The organism is Pseudomonas orientalis (assembly GCF_022807995.1).
Lineage (GTDB): Bacteria > Pseudomonadota > Gammaproteobacteria > Pseudomonadales > Pseudomonadaceae > Aquipseudomonas > Aquipseudomonas orientalis_B.
Map to the genome: position 1 here is coordinate 3,790,519 of NZ_CP094351.1, position 19,402 is coordinate 3,809,920.

The window sequence follows — 19,402 nt, forward strand, 5'->3', positions numbered from 1 at the left end:
AGAGCCTGATGAGTTGCGCGAAGGCGGGCATTATAAAGGCGACGGCTGCGCGACGGGCGCTTTTGTTGGGGAGGAATGCCCAGCCACCTGCAGGAGGGAGCAAGCCCTCCCCCACCGTGGACGTCTATCAGCCTTCAGATTCGGCCGAGCATTTCCTTGGCTTCGCCGCGCTGGGTCTCGTTGCCCTCGGTCAGCACTTCGGACAGGATATCCTTGGCACCATCGGCATCGCCCATGTCGATATAAGCCTGGGCCAGGTCCAGCTTGGTGGCGACCTCATCGGTGCCCGAAAGGAAGTCAAAGTCAGGTTCATCGTCACCGAGCGCGGCATCTTCAGCGGTGAAGGACGGCTCGATGGAAGGATGCTCCAGGCTCTGGGACAGACGATCGAGTTCGGCGTTGACGTCATCCAATTCCGAAGTGAAGGCATCCGGCTTGGCCGCCGATTCGGGCTCGTCCGCCAGGGAGAGGTCGAAATCTTCCGGCAAATCGAAGTCATCCAGGGCCGCAGGGGCCAGGGTCGGCGGCTCGACGGCAGGCGCATCTTTGATCTGTTCTTCGAGACCGGACAGGAAGTCATCGTCCGATTGCGCGGACGCCGGTGCATCCAGTTGCAGATCCAGATCGAAGTCCGACAGGTCGTCGGCACTGGCATTGGCTGCCGTCTGCTGCTGAAGGAGCGCCTCGAATGTCTGCTGATCGTCTTTAACCTCAGCCGGCGACGCCGCCTCAAGTTCGTCCAGGCTCAGATCGAAATCGGTATCCACAGGCTCCGGCGCAGGCGCAGCCGGCTTGTCTTCCAGCAAGTCCTTGACGTACTGGGCGTCCAGGGCAGCAGCGGCCACCGCGGCACTTACACCTGCCGCCAACACCGCCATGGCCGGGAAACGACTTTTGAGCTGCTCGACCTGGGCATGGTTTTCACCGTTGGCCACCAGTTGACGTTCCTGGTTGACGAAACCGTCCTTGTTATTTTGCAGCCCGTACACTTCCATCAATTTCAAACGCAGGTCGCTGCGCTTGGGCTCGCGCTTGATCGCTTGCTCAAGTACATCGGCCGCCTGGTTCAGGTGTCCACGGTCGATATGGGACTGGGCCTGGGCCAGCGCATCGCTGGCATTCTGCGGGGCAACCGCAACCGCCAGCGGCGCAAGCACGGAGGCGACGCTAGGCACGACCGGTTCAACTACCGGAGGGCGCGCAGGCGCAGGCGCGGGCGCAACATTCGGCGGCGGCACTTCCAGGCCTTCGAAACTGTCGGAGGGCAGGTCGCGCTCCAGGCTCGACGTGAACTCAGGCTCCTCAGCCAGCGCTCGCGCCATGCGCAGGTGCTTCTCTTCTTCAAGACGGGCGTTGCGATGGCGTACCCACAACAGCAGGAGCAGCAACGCCAGGATGACGGCCGCGCCACCGAGCACACCGAGCACGATGGGATTGGTCAACAGCTCGTTGAATTTGCCTTCGGTGGTAGCAGGCGCTGCATCCGGCTTGGCCGGTTCGGGCGCCGGTGCGGCAATCGGGGCTTGCTCGGCAGGTGCCGGTTCATCGGCTGACGGCGCAGGCATCGCCACCACGGGCGCCGCTGCCGGCGCGGGCACCGCTGCGTCGCCCTTCTCGGCCTGCAACCGGGCCAGTTGATCGTTTTTCAGTTGAATCAGCTTTTGCAGCTTGTCCAACTGGCTTTGCAAATCTGCCGCGCGGCTTTTGAGCTCTTCGTTATCGCGACGGGTGGTGTCCAGTTGCTCTTGCGTCATCGCCAGCTTGTCGCTCAACGCCCGGCTGTCACCCGCCTTGCCGTCGGCACCTTTTTTGGCTGCCTCGGCCGACACCAGGCTCAAGTTGTCCTTGGCGTTGGTGCTCGACGGCGCATTGCCGGTCTCGGTGCGTTTGGTGGCGTCCAACTGGGCCTTGCCCGCCACCTTCTGGTTGGCGGTACGGCGGCCCTGGCGCCAGGCGGCGTTCTGCGCAGCCACTTCGGTGATCGCCTGGGGTTGGGCCAGCGCAGTACTTTGCACGGTGTCCGGCAGACGCAGGACCTGGCCGGTTTTCAGGCGGTTGATGTTGCCATCGACAAAGGCATCCGGGTTGAGCGCCTGAATGGCCAGCATGGTCTGTTGCACAGAGCCACCATTGCGGTTTTTCTCGGCAATTTCCCACAAAGTGTCGCGAGCCGTGGTGGTATGTTGCGCAGGCTTGCTGGTGGCCGCCACGGTGCCGGTCGGCGCACTCAATCGCGGCGCCGGGGCGCTGGCAGCCGGTGTGGGCTGGTCGAATTTGGCGGGATCGAGCAGCACGCTGTAGTCACGCATCAGGCGGCCATTAGGCCACTGCACCTGCAACAGAAAGCGCACATAGGAATCGGGCAGCGGCTTGTCAGAGGTGACACGCACCACGCTGCGGCCATTGGGATTGACCACTGGCGTAAAGGTAAGCTGGTCGAGAAAGGCCTGGCGATCGACACCGGCATCGACGAACGCCTGGGACGACGCCAGGCTCGGGGTAATCTCGGACGCCGTGAGGCCGCCGACGTCGAGCAATTCGATTTCCACCGACAGCGGCTGGTTCAACTTCGACTTGAGGGTCATCTCCCCAAGTTGCAGCGCCTGCGCCATACCGGAGGACAGCGCCGAGGCGGCCGCTATTGCTAACACCAGTTTGCGAACTTGAACCATAGCCTCATCCTTTGTCTGAACACTTCCCGACTTGCGAGAAGGTTGGTAACCGCTGCCATAAGGCATGGCGAGCCGATAGGTCACCGACGCGCTTGTGTTCCGCTTTGGGCCAAGCATAGCGCTTGGTGAGAATCAATCTACAAATTGACGCCAAGTATCTTTTACGCAAGGCCTTTTATCAACAACTGCGCCACTTGCACGGCGTTAAGCGCCGCGCCTTTGCGTACGTTATCTGACGTCAGCCACAGATTTAGTTCAGCAGGGTCGTCGACACCCGCGCGTACTCGCCCTACATAAACAACGTCCTGGCCCACCGCATCGCCGACGGCCGTCGGGTAGTCGCCCGCCTCGACCAGCTCGATACCCGGGGCCTTCTCAAGGGCGCTGTTCACCGCAGCCAGATCGGCTGGCGCACCCAACTGCAGCGACACTGTCAGGCTATCGCCGAAAAACACCGGGGCTTGAACGCAGGCGGCAGAAATTTTCAGTAAAGGTGTTTCCAGCACGGCTCGCAACTCATGTACGAGGCGTTTCTCCAGCGCTGTGTGACCTTGGGCGTCCGGTGTGCCGACTTGTGCCAGCAGGTTGAAGGCCACTTGCCGATCAAAGAAGGTCGGCTCCAGCGGGCGCACATTCAACAGTTCGGCCGTCTGGCGGGCCAACTCACTGACGGCCTCGCGGCCCAGGGCGGACACGGCCAGGTTGGCGGTGACGCTTACGCGCTGGATATCCAGCAGGCCACGCAACGGCGCCAGCACTACAGCCAGATGGGTGGCAGACGCGCTAGGGCTGGCGATTTGAAACGGTTTTTTCAAGCCTTTGAGCACGTGAGCGTTGGCTTCCGGCACCACGTGCGGCGCCTGTTCGGCAGGCAATGCGCCAGACAAGTCGATCACCGAACACCCGGCAGCAATGGCGCGAGGGGCGAAGCTCAGGGTCACCGCCGGGCCGGCCGCGAAGAAGGCCAGTTGCGCCTTGTTGAAATCGAACTCATCGACTTCCTTCACCCTCACGTTCTTGCCCCGGAACGGCACCGAGGCACCGGCGGAATTGTTGCCCGCCAGCAAATAGAGGGTGCCTACCGGGAAGTCCAGCTCTTCGAGAATCTGCACCAGGGTTTCGCCAACGGTGCCGGTGGCGCCGATCACGGCGATTTCAAAGGTCTGGGTCATGGGGGTTGCCTCGGGCATTGCGGGGGAGCGGCACTTTACCGGGTGGCGGGGGGTGAGGCAATTGGCCCGGGGCTTGTGGTGTGGCTGAGGGCCTCATCGGGGGCAAGCCCCCTCCCACATTTGCCCTCATTTCAAGGTTGGAACTCGGTCAACTGTGGGAGGGGGCTTGCCCCCGATAGCGTCCGACAGACCAATAAAAAACCCCGCGCCTGTCACCAGAACGCGGGGCTGTTCAATGCAGGGAAGCAATCAACGCTCGAGCAAAATCCGCAGCATGCGACGCAACGGCTCAGCCGCGCCCCACAGCAACTGGTCACCAACGGTAAACGCGCCCAGGAACTGACTACCCATGTTCAGCTTGCGCAGACGGCCCACCGGTACATTCAGAGTGCCGGTGACCTTGGTCGGGCTCAGCTCCTGCATGCTGATATCACGGTTGTTCGGCACCAGCTTGACCCAGGGGTTGTGCTGGCTGATCAGCCCTTCGATATCGGCGATCGGCACGTCTTTGTTCAGCTTGATGGTCAGCGCCTGGCTGTGGCAGCGCATGGCACCGATACGCACACAGATGCCGTCCACCGGGATCGGGTTCTTGAAGCGACCGAGGATCTTGTTGGTCTCGGCCTGAGCCTTCCACTCTTCGCGGCTCTGGCCGTTGGGCAGTTCCTTGTCGATCCACGGGATCAGGCTACCGGCCAATGGCACGCCGAAGTTTTCGGTCGGATAGGCTTCGCTGCGCATGGCGTCGGCCACACGGCGGTCGATATCCAGGATCGCGCTGGCCGGGTCGGCCAGTTGATCGGCAACCGCAGCGTGGGTCGCACCCATCTGCTTGATCAGTTCACGCATGTTCTGCGCGCCGGCGCCGGACGCCGCCTGATAGGTCATGGCGCTCATCCACTCGACCAGGCCGGCCTCGAACAAGCCGCCCAGGCCCATCAGCATCAGGCTGACGGTGCAGTTGCCGCCCACGTAGTTCCGGGTGCCGGCATCCAGTTGCTGGTCGATGACCTTGCGGTTGACCGGGTCGAGGATGATCACGGCATCGTCCTGCATGCGCAGGCTCGAGGCGGCGTCGATCCAGTAGCCCTGCCAGCCGGCTTCGCGCAGCTTGGGGAAGACTTCGCTGGTGTAGTCGCCGCCCTGGCAGGTCAGAATAACGTCGAGGGTCTTGAGCTCTTCAATGCTGTAGGCATCCTTGAGCGGGGCAATATCCTTGCCCACGGACGGCCCTTGGCCACCTACGTTCGAAGTGGTGAAAAACACCGGCTCAATAAGATCGAAATCCTGCTCTTCCAGCATCCGCTGCATGAGCACGGAACCGACCATACCGCGCCAACCGATCAGACCTACACGTTTCATCGCAACTACACCTTGTTAAAAAGTGGGCCGCCTTGCAGCGACAACTGCAAGCGGGCCCGAGAGATTACAGATTCCGCAGCGCGGCGACTACAGCATCGCCCATTTCTTGCGTCCCGACTTTGGTGCAACCCTGGGACCAGATATCGCCGGTGCGCAAGCCCTGGTCGAGCACCAGGCTCACGGCTTTCTCGATCGCGTCCGCCGCGTCCGCCAGGTTGAAGCTGTAACGCAGCATCATCGACACCGATAAAATGGTCGCCAACGGGTTGGCAATGCCCTGCCCCGCAATGTCCGGCGCCGAGCCGTGGCACGGCTCGTACATACCCTTGTTGTTGGTGTCCAGGGAGGCCGACGGCAGCATACCGATGGAACCGGTGAGCATCGACGCCTGGTCGGACAGAATGTCGCCGAACAGGTTGTCGGTGACGATCACGTCGAATTGCTTGGGCGCACGCACCAGTTGCATGGCGGCATTGTCGACGTACATGTGGCTCAGTTCGACGTCCGGGTAGTCCTTGGCCACTTCTTCGACGATTTCGCGCCATAGTTGGCTGGACGCCAGTACGTTGGCCTTGTCCACCGAGCAGATCTTCTTGCCGCGCACGCGGGCCATGTCGAAACCGACACGGGCGATACGGCGGATTTCGCTTTCGCTGTACGGCAGGGTGTCGTAGGCCTGACGCTCGCCGTTTTCCAACTCGCGCACACCGCGTGGCGAACCGAAATAGATACCGCCGGTCAGCTCACGCACGATGAGGATGTCCAGACCCGCCACCACGTCCGGCTTGAGGCTCGAGGCGTCGGCCAGTTGCGGATAAAGGATGGCCGGGCGCAGGTTGCCGAACAGGCCCAGTTGCGCACGGATTTTCAGCAGGCCGCGCTCAGGGCGGATGTCCCGTTCGATCTTGTCCCACTTCGGGCCGCCCACGGCGCCCAGCAGCACAGCGTCGGCCGCGCGGGCACGGTCCAGGGTTTCATCGGCCAGGGGCACGCCGTGCTTGTCGATGGCGGCGCCGCCGATCACGTCGTGGCTCAGCTCGAAGCCCAGGCTGTACTTGCTGTTGGCGAGCTCCAGCACCTTGACCGCTTCGGCCATGATTTCCGGACCGATACCGTCGCCAGGGAGAATCAGAATCTGCTTGCTCATGGGTTCCTCATTTCATCGAGCGACCCGCCCGCGGGCAGGTCGGGGAAAATCAATCAGCGTTGGGCGAAGACCACCAGCACGTCGGTGCTGAAGGTGCCGTCGGCCTGAATTTCGTAGTAATCGCGCACTTCCTGGCCCATTGCCTGTTGCAGCTCAAGGATTGCCGCGCGCAATACCTCCGGCGTGCGCATACGCTCGACCCACGAGGTGTACTCCAGGCGCAGGCGCTGGCGCAGGCTGTTACGCACATGCAGACCGGATTCGCTCAGTTGCTGCATCCACTCTGCGGCAGAGTAATCACGCACATGGCTGGTGTCGCGCAGTACTTCGACGGTTTGCAGGTAAGTGTCCAGCAACGGGCTGCCCGGTGACAACACATCCACGAAGGCCGCCACGCCGCCCGGCTTGAGTACCCGACGTACTTCGCGCAGGGCCAGGCCAAGGTCGCTCCAGTGGTGGGCCGAATAACGGCTGAATACGAAGTCGAACTCGCCATCGGCAAACGGCAGGCGTTCGGCGGCACCGTGTACGGTGCTGATATTGGTGAAACCGCGATCTTGCGCAGCGGCAGCCACCACATCAAGCATCTGTTGGGACAAGTCGCAGGCCACCACTTCTTTAACCAACGGTGCGACATGGAAACTGACATGACCGGCACCGCAGCCCAGGTCCAGCAGTCGTGCGCTGCCCTGCCCGGCCAGTTCGGCCTGGAGCAGCGCAAATTCGGTGCCCTGGGCGTGAACGGCGCTGCTCAGGTAGGCCGCAGCTTGCTCGCCGAATTGTTTTTGCACGACTTGGGTGTGGGCGGTGGTGGTCATGGGCTTTCCTCGGGTTTTGTGTTGTTAACACTGGCCTCATCGGGGGCAAGCCCCCTCCCGCCTTTTGATCTGCGAATACATTCAAATGTGGGAGGGGGCTTGCCCCCGATAGCGGCGGTCCTGCCTACCTCAATCGCGAAACAACCACGGCTGGCTCGCCCGGTGCTTGCTCTCAAATGCCGCAATCGCGTCGCCGTCCTGCAAGGTCAGGCCGATATCGTCCAGGCCATTGATCAGGCAGTGCTTGCGAAAGGCTTCCACTTCGAAGTGGTACACCTTGCCATCCGGACGGGTCACGGTCTGTGCGGCCAGGTCTACCGTCAACTGGTAGCCCACATTGGCTTCCACCTGCTGGAACAGCTCGTCCACTTCGGCATCGCTCAGGATGATCGGCAACAGGCCATTCTTGAAGCTGTTGTTGAAGAAGATATCGGCATAGCTCGGCGCGATGATGCTGCGAAAGCCATATTCTTCCAGGGCCCACGGCGCATGTTCACGGCTGGAGCCGCAACCGAAGTTTTCCCGCGCCAGCAACACACTGGCGCCCTGGTAACGCTCGGCGTTGAGTACGAAGTCCTTGTTCAGCGGGCGCTTGGAGTTGTCCTGGTAGGCGTAGCCCACGTCCAGGTAGCGCCACTCGTCAAACAGGTTGGGGCCGAAACCGGTGCGCTTGATCGACTTCAGAAACTGCTTGGGAATGATCTGGTCGGTGTCCACGTTGGCACGGTCCAACGGCGCGACTAAACCTGTGTGTTGTGTAAAAGCACGCATGGGGTATTCCTCAGATCAATTCGCGAACGTCGATGAAACGACCGTTGACGGCTGCGGCGGCAGCCATGGCCGGGCTGACCAGGTGGGTACGCCCACCGGCGCCCTGACGCCCTTCGAAGTTACGGTTGGAGGTCGACGCGCAATGCTCGCCGGATTCCAGGCGGTCCGGGTTCATCGCCAGGCACATGGAGCAGCCCGGCTCGCGCCATTCGAAACCGGCTTCGAGGAAGATCTTGTCCAGGCCCTCGGCTTCAGCCTGGGCTTTGACCAGACCTGAACCGGGCACCACGATGGCCTGCTTGATGGTCGAGGCCACCTTGCGGCCCTTGGCGATCACGGCAGCGGCACGCAGGTCTTCGATGCGCGAGTTGGTGCAGGAGCCGATGAACACGCGATCCAGCTGGATATCGGTGATCGCCTGGTTGGCCTTTAACCCCATGTACTTGAGGGCGCGCTCGATGGAACCGCGCTTGACCAAGTCGGCTTCCTGAGCCGGGTCCGGCACGTTCTGATCAACGGCCAATACCATTTCCGGCGAAGTGCCCCAGCTGACTTGCGGCTTGATCTGCGCGGCATCGAGTTCAACCACGGTGTCGAACACCGCGTCGGCATCGGACACCAGATCTTTCCAGGCTTCGACGGCGGCGTCCCAATCGGCGCCCTGCGGCGCGAATGGGCGGCCCTTGACGTATTCGACGGTCTTTTCGTCCGCCGCCACCATGCCCACGCGGGCACCGGCTTCGATGGACATGTTGCAGATGGTCATGCGGCCTTCAATGGACAGGTCGCGAATAGCGCTGCCGGCGAACTCGATGGCATGGCCGTTACCGCCGGCGGTGCCGATCTTGCCGATCACCGCGAGCACGATGTCCTTGGCGGTCACGCCAAACGGCAGCTGGCCTTCGACGCGTACCAGCATGTTCTTCATTTTCTTGGCGACCAGGCACTGGGTGGCGAACACATGCTCCACCTCCGAAGTGCCGATGCCATGGGCCAGGGCGCCGAATGCGCCGTGGGTGGAGGTATGGGAGTCGCCGCAGACCACGGTCATGCCCGGCAGGGTCGCGCCCTGCTCCGGGCCGATCACGTGGACGATGCCTTGACGCACGTCATTCATCTTGAATTCGGTGATGCCGTATTCATCGCAGTAGTCGTCGAGGGTCTGCACCTGCAAGCGCGACACCGTATCGACAATGGCGTCGATGCCGCCCTTGCGCTCCGGGGTGGTGGGCACGTTGTGGTCCGGGGTGGCGATGATGGAGTCGACGCGCCATGGCTTGCGCCCGGCCAGCCGCAGGCCTTCGAACGCTTGGGGCGAGGTCACTTCATGGATGATGTGGCGGTCGATGTAGATCAGCGACGATCCATCATCGCGACGTTTCACTTCATGGGAATCCCAAAGCTTGTCGTAAAGCGTTTTGCCGGCCATCAGTCGGTCCTCATCAGCGGTGTTTCTATGCGCCGGGCTTTCAATAACCCTTTGGCTTGTGAGGCTGATGGTATGGCGCTACATTAAATAACTCAAATTCATATTTTTTATGCTTTGGATTACCAACTGGAATACCACTATGGACCTGGCCAACCTCAACGCCTTTATCGCCATCGCCGAGACCGGCAGCTTCTCCGGCGCCGGGGAACGCTTGCACCTGACCCAGCCGGCCATCAGCAAACGCATTGCCGGCCTTGAGCAACAATTGAAGGTCCGACTGTTCGACCGCCTGGGCCGCGAAGTCGGCTTGACCGAAGCGGGGCGGGCCTTGTTGCCGCGTGCCTATCAGATCCTGAATGTGCTGGATGACACCCGTCGCGCCCTGACCAACCTGACCGGCGAAGTCAGCGGGCGCCTCACACTGGCCACCAGCCACCACATTGGCCTGCACCGTCTGCCGCCGGTCCTGCGCACCTTCACTCGGCAATACCCGAGCGTGGCGTTGGATATTCAATTCCTCGATTCGGAAGTGGCCTACGAAGAAATCCTCCACGGCCGCGCCGAAGTGGCGGTCATCACCCTGGCGCCCGAGCCGCACAACCTGGTGCGCGCGACGCCGGTGTGGGACGACCCGCTGGATTTCGTGGTGGCTCCCGAACACAGCCTGATCAGCAACGGCTCCGTCAGCCTGGCCGATATCGCCGGGCACCCTGCAGTGTTTCCCGGCGGCAACACCTTTACCCACCATATTGTCAGTCGCCTGTTCGAGGCCCAGGGCCTGACGCCGAATATCGCGATGAGCACCAACTACCTGGAAACCATCAAGATGATGGTGTCCATCGGCCTGGCCTGGAGCGTGTTACCGCGCACCATGCTGGATGATCAGGTGGCAAGTATCGCTTTGCCGGGCATACAGCTGCGTCGCCAGCTAGGCTATATCGTGCACACCGAAAGGACGCTGTCGAACGCTGCGCGGGCTTTCATGAGCCTGTTGGATGCACAGGTCGATCCGCCAGGGACACCGGCATGATCATGTGCGGCCTCGGGTTTAAAGAATAGCGCGCTGTCTTCCCATCGAGCCAAGGCCCTTTGAATAATGCCCAACCCCGTTGATTCCGTGCCACCGCTGCCCCGCATCTACGCCCTGGACCCACAAGAGGCGGAACAACGCTGGGACAGCGCCCCGCAACTGCTGTCGGCGCTCAATGCCGCGCGGCTGGGCGCGTGGTGCTGGGAAATCGGCACGGGGAGAATCAGTTGGTCTCGGGGCACTCAGGCACTGTTTGGCTACGACCCGCGCCAGCCACTGCCCAACGACCTCAATTACCTCGACCTGCTGGCGCCTGAAGACCGCGCCCGCGTAGTGCGGGCGTTTCATGCAGTGCTGGCCGGCGAACCGGTCGAGCAGGCCATGCATCACCGCATCCAATGGCCCGATGGCAGCCTGCACTGGCTGGAAATAAACGGCAGCCTGGTGCCGGATAAAAACGGCAGGCACCGAATGATCGGGGTGATCCGCGAGATCACTCACCAGCGCGAGCGGGAAGACGCCCTCAGCCACTCTGAAAAACGCTTCGCCACCCTCTTCCACCTGTGCCCGAACATGGTGCTGCTGACGCGCCAGGCCGACGGCCGGATCAGCGAAGCCAACCATCATTTCGAACTGCTGTTCGGCTGGCCGGTGGCGCAAGTCATTGGCCGCACCACGCTGGAGCTGGGCCTGTGGCGCGATCCGGAGCAGCGCGCGCACCTGGTCAGGGCCACCCAGCGCAAAGGTGAATCCATCACCATGGAAGTGCAATTCTGCGCCAGTAACGGCCAGATCCACGATGGCACGCTCAGTGCGCAAAAGGTCGAACTGGACGGCGAGGCCTATCTGCTCAGCACCTTTCTTGACACCACCGAGCGCAAAAACGCCGAGCAAGCGCTCAAGGACAGCCAGGAGCGCCTGGACCTGGCGCTGGACTCGGCGCAACTGGGCACCTGGGACTGGCACATCCCGACCGGCATGCTCTACGGCTCGGCCCGTGCCGCCCAGCTCCATGGCCTGCCGTGCGAGCCGTTCCATGAATCCTTCGATGCGTTTTTTGAAGGCATGACCGACAAGGATCGTGAGGACATGCGCCATGCCTACCGCAGCCTGCGTGAAGGCCCAGGTGGAAACTACCAATTGACCTACCGCGTGCCCGCCGAGGACGGCAGCGTGCGCTACCTGGAAAGCCGGGCACGTCTGTATCGCGATGAATCCGGCAAGCCCCTGCGCATGGCCGGCACTTTGCTTGATATCACCGATCAGGTGGAACGCGAGCAACGCCTGAGCGCTTCCGAAGAGAAATTCGCCAGCCTGTTCCAGGCCAGTCCCGACCCTATCTGCGTCACCTGCCTGGACAGCGGCGAGTTTATCGAGATCAATCCGGCGTTCACCCAGACATTTGGCTGGACGGCCGCCGAAGTGATCGACAAAAGCGTCGAGCAGATTGGCTTGTGGGATGAGTCAAGCAAGCGCCTGCAACGCATCGAGCACGTGATTCGCGAGCAGTCATTGAGCAATGTGGCGATCGTGGTGCATGCCAAGAACGGACAGACCCTGACCTGCGTGATTTCAAGTCGTTTGATCAAGGTCAACCAGCAGCCGTGCATCGTCACGACACTGCGCGATATCACCCAGCAGCAACGCTCGGAGGCGGCGCTCAAGGCCAGTGAGGAGAAATTCGCCAAAGCCTTCCATTCCAGCCCCGATGCCATTTCGATCACCGAGCGCGACACGGGTCGATACGTGGAGGTCAATGATGGGTTTTGCCGCCTGACCGGTTATCGCGCCGAAGAAGCCATCGGCCTCACCCTGTACCAGATCGGCATCTGGGCCGATGAAAACCAGCGCACCGCGCTATTGGCCGAATTGCAGATCAAGGGGCGCATCCATCACCTGGAAATGCTATGGCACAACAAAGGTGGCGAGGTGCTGGCGGTGGAAGTGTCGGTCGAACCGATCACCCTGAATGAAACGCCCTGCCTGCTGCTGACCGCCAGGGATGTAAGCCTGTTGAAAAATGCCCAGGCCCAGATCCGCCACCTGGCCTATCACGACCCGCTGACCAACCTGCCCAACCGTGCGCTGCTGATGGACCGCCTGAGCCAGCAGATCGCCCTGCTCAAGCGCCACAACCTGCGTGGCGCCCTGCTGTTTCTCGACCTCGATCACTTCAAACACATCAACGACTCCCTCGGTCACCCGGTGGGCGATACTGTGTTGAAAATCGTCACCGCACGCCTGGAAGCCAGCGTGCGCACGGAAGATACGGTGGCGCGCCTGGGCGGAGATGAGTTCGTGGTGCTGCTCAGCGGCCTGGAAGGCTCACGCACGCAAGTCAGCGGCCAGGTGCAGGCCCTGGCTGATACCCTGCGCGAATTGCTCTCCGAACCCATGTTCCTCGACGGCCACCGCTTGCAGGTGACGCCAAGCATCGGCGTGGCGCTGATCCCGGACCATGGCACCACCCCCGCAGACCTGCTCAAGCGCGCTGACATCGCCCTGTACCGCGCCAAGGATTCGGGGCGCAACACCACGCAGATGTTTCACAACAGCATGCAGAAAACCGCCAGCGAGCGCCTGCGCATGGAAACCGACCTGCGCCTGGCCCTGTCACGCGGTGAATTCAGCGTGCACTACCAGCCTCAGGTGGATGCGCGTGGCAACAGGATCGTCGGCGCCGAGGCCCTGGTGCGCTGGCAACACCCGCAACTGGGGGCGCAGTCGCCAGGGGAATTCATCAAGGTGCTGGAGGACAGCGGCTTGATCCTGGAGGTGGGCACCTGGATCCTCGACCAAGCGTGCGGCGCATTTGCGCGGTTGATTGCCGAGGGCCTGGTCGACCCGCTGAATTTCAGCCTGTGCGTGAATATCAGCCCCCGGCAGTTTCGCCAGAACGACTTTGTGGAACGGGTTGAGCGCAGTCTGAAGCAGCATCTGCTGCCCTACAGCTTTCTGAAACTGGAAATCACCGAAGGTATCGTGATCCAGAACCTGGACGATACGGTGCTGAAAATGCGGCGTCTGAAAAAGCTCGGCATAAGCTTTGCGATGGATGATTTTGGCACCGGTTACTCCTCCCTCACCTACCTCAAGCGCTTGCCGGTGGACGCGCTGAAAATCGACCAGTCGTTTGTGCGCGACGCAACTCACGATCCCAATGACGCTGAAATCATCCGCGCCATTGTCGCCATGGCCCGCAGCTTGAATCTGGAAGTGATCGCCGAAGGCGTGGAAACCGTGGAGCAACTGGCGTTCCTGCAAAAGCTCGGTTGTCATTTGTATCAGGGGTACTTGCATAGCCGGCCATTGCCGATAGAGGGGTTCAGGCAGTTGCTGGAATAGGCGTTTTTGAAGCGCAGCGTGGAAACAAATGCACCCTGGGTTATCCCTGCCCAGGTGCATCATGGTCAAATCAGTGCGACGGCCTGACCATGCGTGGGGGCTCGCCCCTGTTTTCCCCATAACTCCTCGCGGCCGTTGATGACCGCCACCGAATGCCCGGTACGGTTCACCATCCCCAATTGTCCCTGGGCCAGATCACGCACCTGCACTCGTTTCATATGTTTTCTCAACCCAAGGCGCAGAAAGCCTTCGCCCGGACCGGTTTCGTCCTCCCCGTTGTTCAGGCTACGAATCGCAGCCTGATAACTGCGACCGGCCGTGCGATCGTTGTTTTCCATTTGCGCACGTTTGGCGCTGACGGCAAACAGGAACTGCGCATCCTTGAGCATGCCTTTGTCGGGCCCATGGAATTTGGCGCCCCGGCTGCCCTCTGCCAATTCGCGGTCGGACAATGTGAGCCGAAAGCCGTCGCGCATGAGGACGTGGTATCCGTCATTGGTTTTGGCCACTTCCTGGAAAATATCCGTGGGGCTTTGTCCGAATCGGTGCATCGCAGCCTTGATGGCCGACACCGTCACGCAGTTGCCATCAGGGCCCTGGCGAAAGCCACTCCAGATATTGTCGGGCTTCGCGCCGCCGCGCTTGTTGGACAAACCCGGAATGTTTGCTGCGGCATCCGGTTTTGGTAATACCGGATGGGGGGTTACCTGTGGAACAACAGGTGAAGGAACAGTGTCAGGCACATTCCTTTCTTTTTTATCAGCGATCAGCGCGAGCAACTGAGAAAAAAAAGAAGTGAATAAAGCTACCACTGCATTGATCGCCTGCGAGTCGTTCCCAACAGGCATCGAAGGTTGTGGTCCATCGGCATAAGTTATATCAGGCGCCACCTTGACCGATGCCTGACTGACACTTGCTTCAATAGAGGCTTCATTACTTGCACTGAGTGCATCAATTGATAGTGACTGCCCTACATCAATGACCCGCGCAATGTTATTAATTGAACAGAGTGACATGGAGTTCTCCCTGCACAGGCATCTCTTCGACAGATACTTTCGAAAAGATGCCTGCACTTATAAAAAGACTGAAACGCGATGACTGCCTTTAAAACCTGGAACTTAGCCGATGATTAAAGCGCCCATGTCTGCCAGCAGATCGGTCGTCAACAGGGCCCGGACTTGTCAGGTCAGGAGTGGGAGCATCGGGCAATGGTGTTGGCTTGGCGTCCGGTAGCACAGGGGGTTGCGGTTTGGTATCCGTTGGCACATTAGGCTTTGGGAAGTTGCCCGGAAGCACGGGTGGCTGGGGCTTGGCATCCGGCAACACAGGGGGTTGTGGTTTGGTATCCGTTGGAACATTAGGCTTTGGGAAGTTGCCCGGAAGCACGGGTGGCTGGGGCTTGGTGTCCGGCAGCACGGACGGCTGTGGTTTGGCATCCGGCAACACGGATGGCAGGGGCCTGGTATCCGTGGAAACCCTTGGCATCGGCAGGCGGTCCGGCGAGACTTTTCCATCTGGGCAGTGGCAATGACCGACAACCACGCTCACGTTTACGTTTGTCTTGGGGTCGTTGTTTACGCTTATCTCGGGCCTGGGCACCGTTGGAGGCAGCGGCATAGGGTGCGGTTTATTTCCACCAGGCAGGTTGATCGAAGGCTCATTGGGTTTTGGCAGGACCCGCAGCCCGCCTGCATCCGGTTTCACTAGTTCTTTGCTGGTATCGGGTTTCACCGGCAGTTGGCCCGCATCCGGCTTGATCAGCTCTTTGCTGCTGTCCGGTTTCACCGGCAGCTTGCCCGCATCCGGCTTGATCAGCTCTTTGCTGCTGTCCGGTTTCACCGGCAGCTTGCCCGCGTCCGGCTTGATCAGCTCTTTGCTGCTGTCCGGTTTCACCGGCAGCTTGCCCGCATCCGGCTTGATCAGCTCTTTGCTGCTGTCCGGTTTCACCGGCAGCTTGCCTGTATCCGGCTTGATCAACTCTTTGCTGGTATCCGGTTCAATCGGTAATTTACCTGAATCAGGCTTCACGGGTGGTTTGCCCGAAAATATGTCGCGCATGGCCTTGAAGATACCTTCAAGCATATCGAACAACTGTCTCAGAGCGGTCTCAGGGGTGACCACCGTATTATCGGGACGCAATGGCGTTTGAAGCGTTGTTGTACCAAGAGGCTGAGCGGTCGGTTTGAGATTAACTTTATTGTTCGAAACCGCTTGTTGCTCAAGAGCAGATGTATCGACTTTTACCAATGGCGGAGTGTTAATCGACATAGACATACGCACGTTCCTTATTTCATACAACCCGACCGATTAAGGGTCAGAGGGAGTGATAGTTTTATTGACTGAGAACAGCAGCACTGCTTCAGTCCCTCCATTCGTGGGAAGTTGAGCTATCGAGTTCCGCAAATCGCAGTTCATATAAGGAAACCAAAGCGCATTATCAGACTTTGCCTCATGGACAATTTCCGCCAAGCCTTGATTTATGGCTTTTTCGATACGCCGGTGTCGTCACACGCGCTAATACTCTGTAGGAATGTCACTCGCCGTTAATATTCCATGTATTTACTCGCCCACGGTTGTGTTAACTCGCACGCGTAAAAAAGGCGCCTGCGTTGGCGCCTTTATGGAAGTCTGATGTAAGAACTCGATTGCCTGGGTTCAGCCAGCCACCGGATGCGGCATCCCCAGCAAGCGACTGACCTGCTCCAGGTCGGTCTCGCGGCGCAGGGCGGTAAACAGCTCTACCGCTTCGGGGTAGTTGCGCGTCAGCATCGCCAGCCACTGCTTCAAGCGGCCAGGCGCCTGGCGCTCAGTCAATTGCGCCACCGATTGGGTCCAGAAGTCCTGGAGCATGGGCTGCATCTGCGCCCATGTCATCTGCACCACCTCTTGCCCTGCACGCGCCGCCGCGATCTGCCGCGCCAGGTCAGGGCGCGCCACCAGGCCACGACCAAGCATGATGTCTTCGGCGCCGCTGACTTCGCGGCAACGCTTCCAATCGTCGACGCTCCAGATGTCGCCATTGGCAAACACCGGCACCTTGACCACCTCCTGCACCCGGGGGATCCACTCCCAATGGGCCGGCGGCTTGTAGCCGTCGGTTTTGGTACGTGCATGCACCACAATGTGCGCGGCCCCGCCTTCGGCCAGCGCGGTCGCACAGACCAGTGCGCCATCCGGACTGTCGAAGCCCAGGCGCATTTTAGCGGTGACCGGGATATGGGCCGGGACCGCACGGCGCACATGCTCGACGATCCGGTTGAGCAGCTCCGGCTCCTTGAGCAGCACCGCGCCGCCACGGGACTTGTTGACGGTCTTGGCCGGGCAGCCGAAGTTGAGGTCGATCACCTGCGAGCCCAACTCGCAGGCCAGGGCGGCGTTTTCCGCCAGGCATACCGGGTCAGACCCCAGCAGTTGCACACGCAGCGGCACACCCGCTGCGGTATGGGCACCCTGCAGCAGTTCCGGAGCGAGCTTGTGAAAATAGGCGGGGGTGAGCAAGCGGTCGTTGACGCGGATGAATTCGGTCACGCACCAGTCGATACCGCCCACGCGGGTCAACACGTCCCGCAGGATGTTGTCGACCAACCCCTCCATGGGCGCCAAAGCAATTTGCATGGATAACACTCAACAAAAATCGTGGCGCAGTTTACTGGGTTTCCCGCAACAACCGTTAACCCCCTGTCAGCGCAGGCCCATATCCTTCAATGAACTCGGCCGGCATGCGCTTGGGCCTGCCGCTGGACAGTTCGATGCAAACGAAGGTGGTGTGGGCGCGCAGCAAGGTCGCACCGTCACGCGGGCGTACCAGCTGAAAACGACGTGTCATCTTCAGGCGCTGGTCCCAGTCGACAATCCACGTGGCCAGTTGCAGCTCATCGCCTTCGTAGCCGGCCGCCAGGTAGTCGATCTCATGACGTACCACCGCCATGGCGCGGTCCAGGCGCCGATACTCGGTGAGGTCCAGCCCTAGACGCTGGGAATGGCGCCACGCGCAACGCTCCAGCCAGGACACGTACACCGCGTTATTGGCGTGCCCAAGGCCGTCGATGTCCTCGGCGGCGACCTGCAGGTCGATGATGAACGGCGTTGCCAGATCCCAGCCCATGCCTTGCTCCAGTCGATTGATGTCGGCGGGCGCAGTGTATCAGGCGCTCTGGCGCTCCTGCACATGACAGCTCGCCAGCAGCGAGAGCAAGTCAACCGCTGCCTCGAGCATGGCACGGGCGAACAGCAGCACGTGCGCTTCACGCCCCGGCGAATGCCCATGGGCCGGGCCATCCAGTGCAATCACCGAATAACCGCTCTCCACCAGCGGCGTAATCAGGCCGGCAAACTCAGCGTACCGCCGACTTGGCCGCGCGCAGCACACGGTCGGACAGCTCCCCGGGACCCAGGGCCCGCGCCAGCGTCAGGCCGCCGACCATCAGCGCCATGTCGGCCAGGGCCTTGTCGGTGTCTTCCGGGCTGGCCGCCAGTTGAGCGGTCATCAGCTCGCAATGCTCGTTCAATGCCTGACGAAACTCGTCGGGCAAACGGCCCATCTCGCCAACCGTCGCCGGCAGCGGGCATGCCTGGCCGGTGGAATCGCGGTGCTTGCGCGACAAGTAAAACGCCGCCACCAGGCTTCGACGCTCTTCACCGGTCAGTTGGGTGTCCAAGTCTTCTATCGCCGCACGGCGCTTGGCCAGCAACTGAGTGAAGGCCTCCAGCATCAGCGCATCCTTGCTTTCAAAGTGCGCATAAAAACCACCTACCGTCAGCCCCGCCGCGCCCATGACTTCGCCGACGCTCGGCTCAGCCGGGCCACGCTGGATCAATGCCGCGCTGGCGGCCTGCAGGATGCGTTCGCGTGTTTGCGCTTTTTTATCGCTCATCAAAGCCTCCGTCTCTCATGGGTTGAATATTATTACCATAATAATATTGCGCAAGCGACAAGCACGACCATTGGTCAGAACAGAAGAAAGGAAGTGGAAAAAGAATTGGCCAAACGCCAGACAAACAAAAGGGCCATTCAATAATTGAATGACCCTTAAAAATCCCGCAGAGCGGGTAATCGTGGCGTCCCCTAGGGGACTCGAACCCCTGTTACCGCCGTGAAAGGGCGGTGTCCTAGGCCACTAGACGAAGGGGACACAAACCTTCTGTACAGTGATCGGTGCAAAGACCGATCGATTCAAGGACGGAGTGGCCGCAACCTTGAACCTGTAAATTGGTGGAGCTAAACGGGATCGAACCGTTGACCTCTTGCATGCCATGCAAGCGCTCTCCCAGCTGAGCTATAGCCCCGATTTTTCGCCTGGCGGCGCAGCAGCCCTTTCGAACTGCTTGTTGAAACTGGCGTCCCCTAGGGGACTCGAACCCCTGTTACCGCCGTGAAAGGGCGGTGTCCTAGGCCACTAGACGAAGGGGACAAAACCTTCTGTACAACTGATCGGCGCTGAGTGCCGATCGATTCAAGGACGGTGTGGCCAGACCTTGAACCTGTAAATTGGTGGAGCTAAACGGGATCGAACCGTTGACCTCTTGCATGCCATGCAAGCGCTCTCCCAGCTGAGCTATAGCCCCTCATCGGTGAGGACGGGGCGAATCTTAATGGCGGTTTCGAAACGTGTCAAATTTATTTTCAACAATTTTCAAAATTTTTTGCCGGGATAAC

General features: G+C 60.7%; 14 protein-coding genes, 4 tRNA genes and 1 pseudogene. 2 read left to right on the forward strand and 17 right to left on the reverse strand.

From position 1 onward, the window contains the following. Nucleotides 1–134: 134 nt before the first annotated feature. The 7 genes from MRY17_RS16820 to leuC all read right to left on the reverse strand — a co-directional run bounded on the left by MRY17_RS16820 (nucleotide 135) and on the right by leuC (nucleotide 9,371). Nucleotides 135–2,672 (reverse strand): FimV/HubP family polar landmark protein, encoded by a 2,538-nt coding sequence (locus MRY17_RS16820; protein ID WP_243352532.1) that lies wholly within the window; start codon nucleotides 2,670–2,672, stop codon nucleotides 135–137. Nucleotides 2,673–2,833: 161 nt separating this feature from the next. Beyond that, nucleotides 2,834–3,844 (reverse strand): aspartate-semialdehyde dehydrogenase, encoded by a 1,011-nt coding sequence (locus tag MRY17_RS16825; protein ID WP_243352533.1) that lies wholly within the window; start codon nucleotides 3,842–3,844, stop codon nucleotides 2,834–2,836. A 249-nt stretch (nucleotides 3,845–4,093) separates the two neighbouring features. Further along, entirely contained in the window at nucleotides 4,094–5,206 is a 1,113-nt protein-coding gene (gene asd, locus MRY17_RS16830; RefSeq protein ID WP_057721535.1) for an aspartate-semialdehyde dehydrogenase, read from the reverse strand. Between the two features lie 64 nt (nucleotides 5,207–5,270). Further along, a complete protein-coding gene (gene leuB / locus MRY17_RS16835; RefSeq protein WP_243352534.1) occupies nucleotides 5,271–6,353 on the reverse strand; it encodes a 3-isopropylmalate dehydrogenase in 1,083 nt (360 codons plus the stop codon). 53 nt (nucleotides 6,354–6,406) lie between these two features. Continuing rightward, complete coding sequence (locus MRY17_RS16840) at nucleotides 6,407–7,171, reverse strand: class I SAM-dependent methyltransferase (protein WP_181283087.1); 765 nt, start codon at nucleotides 7,169–7,171, stop codon at nucleotides 6,407–6,409. 129 nt (nucleotides 7,172–7,300) lie between these two features. Continuing rightward, nucleotides 7,301–7,942 (reverse strand): 3-isopropylmalate dehydratase small subunit, encoded by a 642-nt coding sequence (leuD, locus tag MRY17_RS16845; RefSeq protein ID WP_243352535.1) that lies wholly within the window; start codon nucleotides 7,940–7,942, stop codon nucleotides 7,301–7,303. Nucleotides 7,943–7,952: 10 nt separating this feature from the next. Next, a complete protein-coding gene (gene leuC / locus MRY17_RS16850) occupies nucleotides 7,953–9,371 on the reverse strand; it encodes a 3-isopropylmalate dehydratase large subunit (protein ID WP_181283086.1) in 1,419 nt (472 codons plus the stop codon). A 139-nt stretch (nucleotides 9,372–9,510) separates the two neighbouring features. On the opposite strand from leuC, the gene MRY17_RS16855 reads away from it, so the two are divergent. Continuing rightward, nucleotides 9,511–10,401, forward strand: coding sequence for a LysR family transcriptional regulator (locus tag MRY17_RS16855; RefSeq protein WP_181283085.1), 891 nt, complete (start codon nucleotides 9,511–9,513; stop codon nucleotides 10,399–10,401). A 66-nt stretch (nucleotides 10,402–10,467) separates the two neighbouring features. After that, nucleotides 10,468–13,746 (forward strand): PAS domain S-box protein, encoded by a 3,279-nt coding sequence (locus MRY17_RS16860; protein ID WP_243352536.1) that lies wholly within the window; start codon nucleotides 10,468–10,470, stop codon nucleotides 13,744–13,746. 65 nt (nucleotides 13,747–13,811) lie between these two features. Here MRY17_RS16860 and MRY17_RS16865 read toward each other — a convergent pair whose 3' ends face one another. The 10 genes and pseudogenes from MRY17_RS16865 to MRY17_RS16910 form a co-directional block, all read right to left on the reverse strand. Then, on the reverse strand, nucleotides 13,812–14,594 hold the full coding sequence (locus MRY17_RS16865; protein ID WP_191955804.1) for a hypothetical protein: 783 nt from the start codon (nucleotides 14,592–14,594) through the stop codon (nucleotides 13,812–13,814). A gap of 256 nt (nucleotides 14,595–14,850) precedes the next feature. Beyond that, nucleotides 14,851–16,020 (reverse strand): hypothetical protein, encoded by a 1,170-nt coding sequence (locus MRY17_RS16870; RefSeq protein ID WP_192062923.1) that lies wholly within the window; start codon nucleotides 16,018–16,020, stop codon nucleotides 14,851–14,853. A gap of 381 nt (nucleotides 16,021–16,401) precedes the next feature. Beyond that, nucleotides 16,402–17,361: a tRNA dihydrouridine synthase gene (locus MRY17_RS16875; protein ID WP_181285659.1), complete on the reverse strand. Its 960-nt coding sequence runs from the start codon at nucleotides 17,359–17,361 to the stop codon at nucleotides 16,402–16,404. A 55-nt stretch (nucleotides 17,362–17,416) separates the two neighbouring features. Then, the gene (locus MRY17_RS16880; protein WP_057721526.1) at nucleotides 17,417–17,851 is read right to left on the reverse strand and encodes an acyl-CoA thioesterase; all 435 of its coding nucleotides are present in this window, start codon (nucleotides 17,849–17,851) and stop codon (nucleotides 17,417–17,419) included. A gap of 72 nt (nucleotides 17,852–17,923) precedes the next feature. Next, nucleotides 17,924–18,091, reverse strand: a pseudogene (locus tag MRY17_RS16885) (alpha/beta hydrolase); the annotation flags it as partial. After that, nucleotides 18,081–18,620: a TetR/AcrR family transcriptional regulator gene (locus MRY17_RS16890; RefSeq protein ID WP_124424338.1), complete on the reverse strand. Its 540-nt coding sequence runs from the start codon at nucleotides 18,618–18,620 to the stop codon at nucleotides 18,081–18,083. The pseudogene MRY17_RS16885 and the gene MRY17_RS16890, both read right to left, overlap by 11 nt. Before the next feature lie 182 nt (nucleotides 18,621–18,802). Next, a tRNA-Glu gene (locus MRY17_RS16895) sits at nucleotides 18,803–18,878 on the reverse strand. A 78-nt stretch (nucleotides 18,879–18,956) separates the two neighbouring features. Then, nucleotides 18,957–19,032 (reverse strand) — tRNA-Ala (locus tag MRY17_RS16900). Nucleotides 19,033–19,081: 49 nt separating this feature from the next. Beyond that, nucleotides 19,082–19,157 (reverse strand) — tRNA-Glu (locus MRY17_RS16905). Between the two features lie 78 nt (nucleotides 19,158–19,235). Further along, nucleotides 19,236–19,311: transfer RNA gene (locus tag MRY17_RS16910), tRNA-Ala, on the reverse strand. Between the last annotated feature and the right edge of the window lie 91 nt (nucleotides 19,312–19,402).

Excerpts from the sequence above, each read along its gene's own strand:
- MRY17_RS16820 (WP_243352532.1), bottom strand. The coding sequence starts at position 2,672 with ATGGTTCAAGTTCGCAAACTGGTGTTAGCAATAGCGGCCGCCTCGGCG.
- MRY17_RS16825 (WP_243352533.1), bottom strand. The coding sequence starts at position 3,844 with ATGACCCAGACCTTTGAAATCGCCGTGATCGGCGCCACCGGCACCGTT.
- MRY17_RS16840 (WP_181283087.1), bottom strand. The coding sequence starts at position 7,171 with ATGACCACCACCGCCCACACCCAAGTCGTGCAAAAACAATTCGGCGAG.
- MRY17_RS16875 (WP_181285659.1), bottom strand. The coding sequence starts at position 17,361 with ATGCAAATTGCTTTGGCGCCCATGGAGGGGTTGGTCGACAACATCCTG.
- MRY17_RS16890 (WP_124424338.1), bottom strand. The coding sequence starts at position 18,620 with ATGAGCGATAAAAAAGCGCAAACACGCGAACGCATCCTGCAGGCCGCC.
- leuC (WP_181283086.1), bottom strand. The coding sequence starts at position 9,371 with ATGGCCGGCAAAACGCTTTACGACAAGCTTTGGGATTCCCATGAAGTG.
- MRY17_RS16865 (WP_191955804.1), bottom strand. The coding sequence starts at position 14,594 with ATGCCTGTTGGGAACGACTCGCAGGCGATCAATGCAGTGGTAGCTTTA.
- leuD (WP_243352535.1), bottom strand. The coding sequence starts at position 7,942 with ATGCGTGCTTTTACACAACACACAGGTTTAGTCGCGCCGTTGGACCGT.
- MRY17_RS16860 (WP_243352536.1), top strand. The coding sequence starts at position 10,468 with ATGCCCAACCCCGTTGATTCCGTGCCACCGCTGCCCCGCATCTACGCC.
- MRY17_RS16855 (WP_181283085.1), top strand. The coding sequence starts at position 9,511 with ATGGACCTGGCCAACCTCAACGCCTTTATCGCCATCGCCGAGACCGGC.
- MRY17_RS16870 (WP_192062923.1), bottom strand. The coding sequence starts at position 16,020 with ATGTCTATGTCGATTAACACTCCGCCATTGGTAAAAGTCGATACATCT.
- asd (WP_057721535.1), bottom strand. The coding sequence starts at position 5,206 with ATGAAACGTGTAGGTCTGATCGGTTGGCGCGGTATGGTCGGTTCCGTG.
- leuB (WP_243352534.1), bottom strand. The coding sequence starts at position 6,353 with ATGAGCAAGCAGATTCTGATTCTCCCTGGCGACGGTATCGGTCCGGAA.
- MRY17_RS16880 (WP_057721526.1), bottom strand. The coding sequence starts at position 17,851 with ATGGGCTGGGATCTGGCAACGCCGTTCATCATCGACCTGCAGGTCGCC.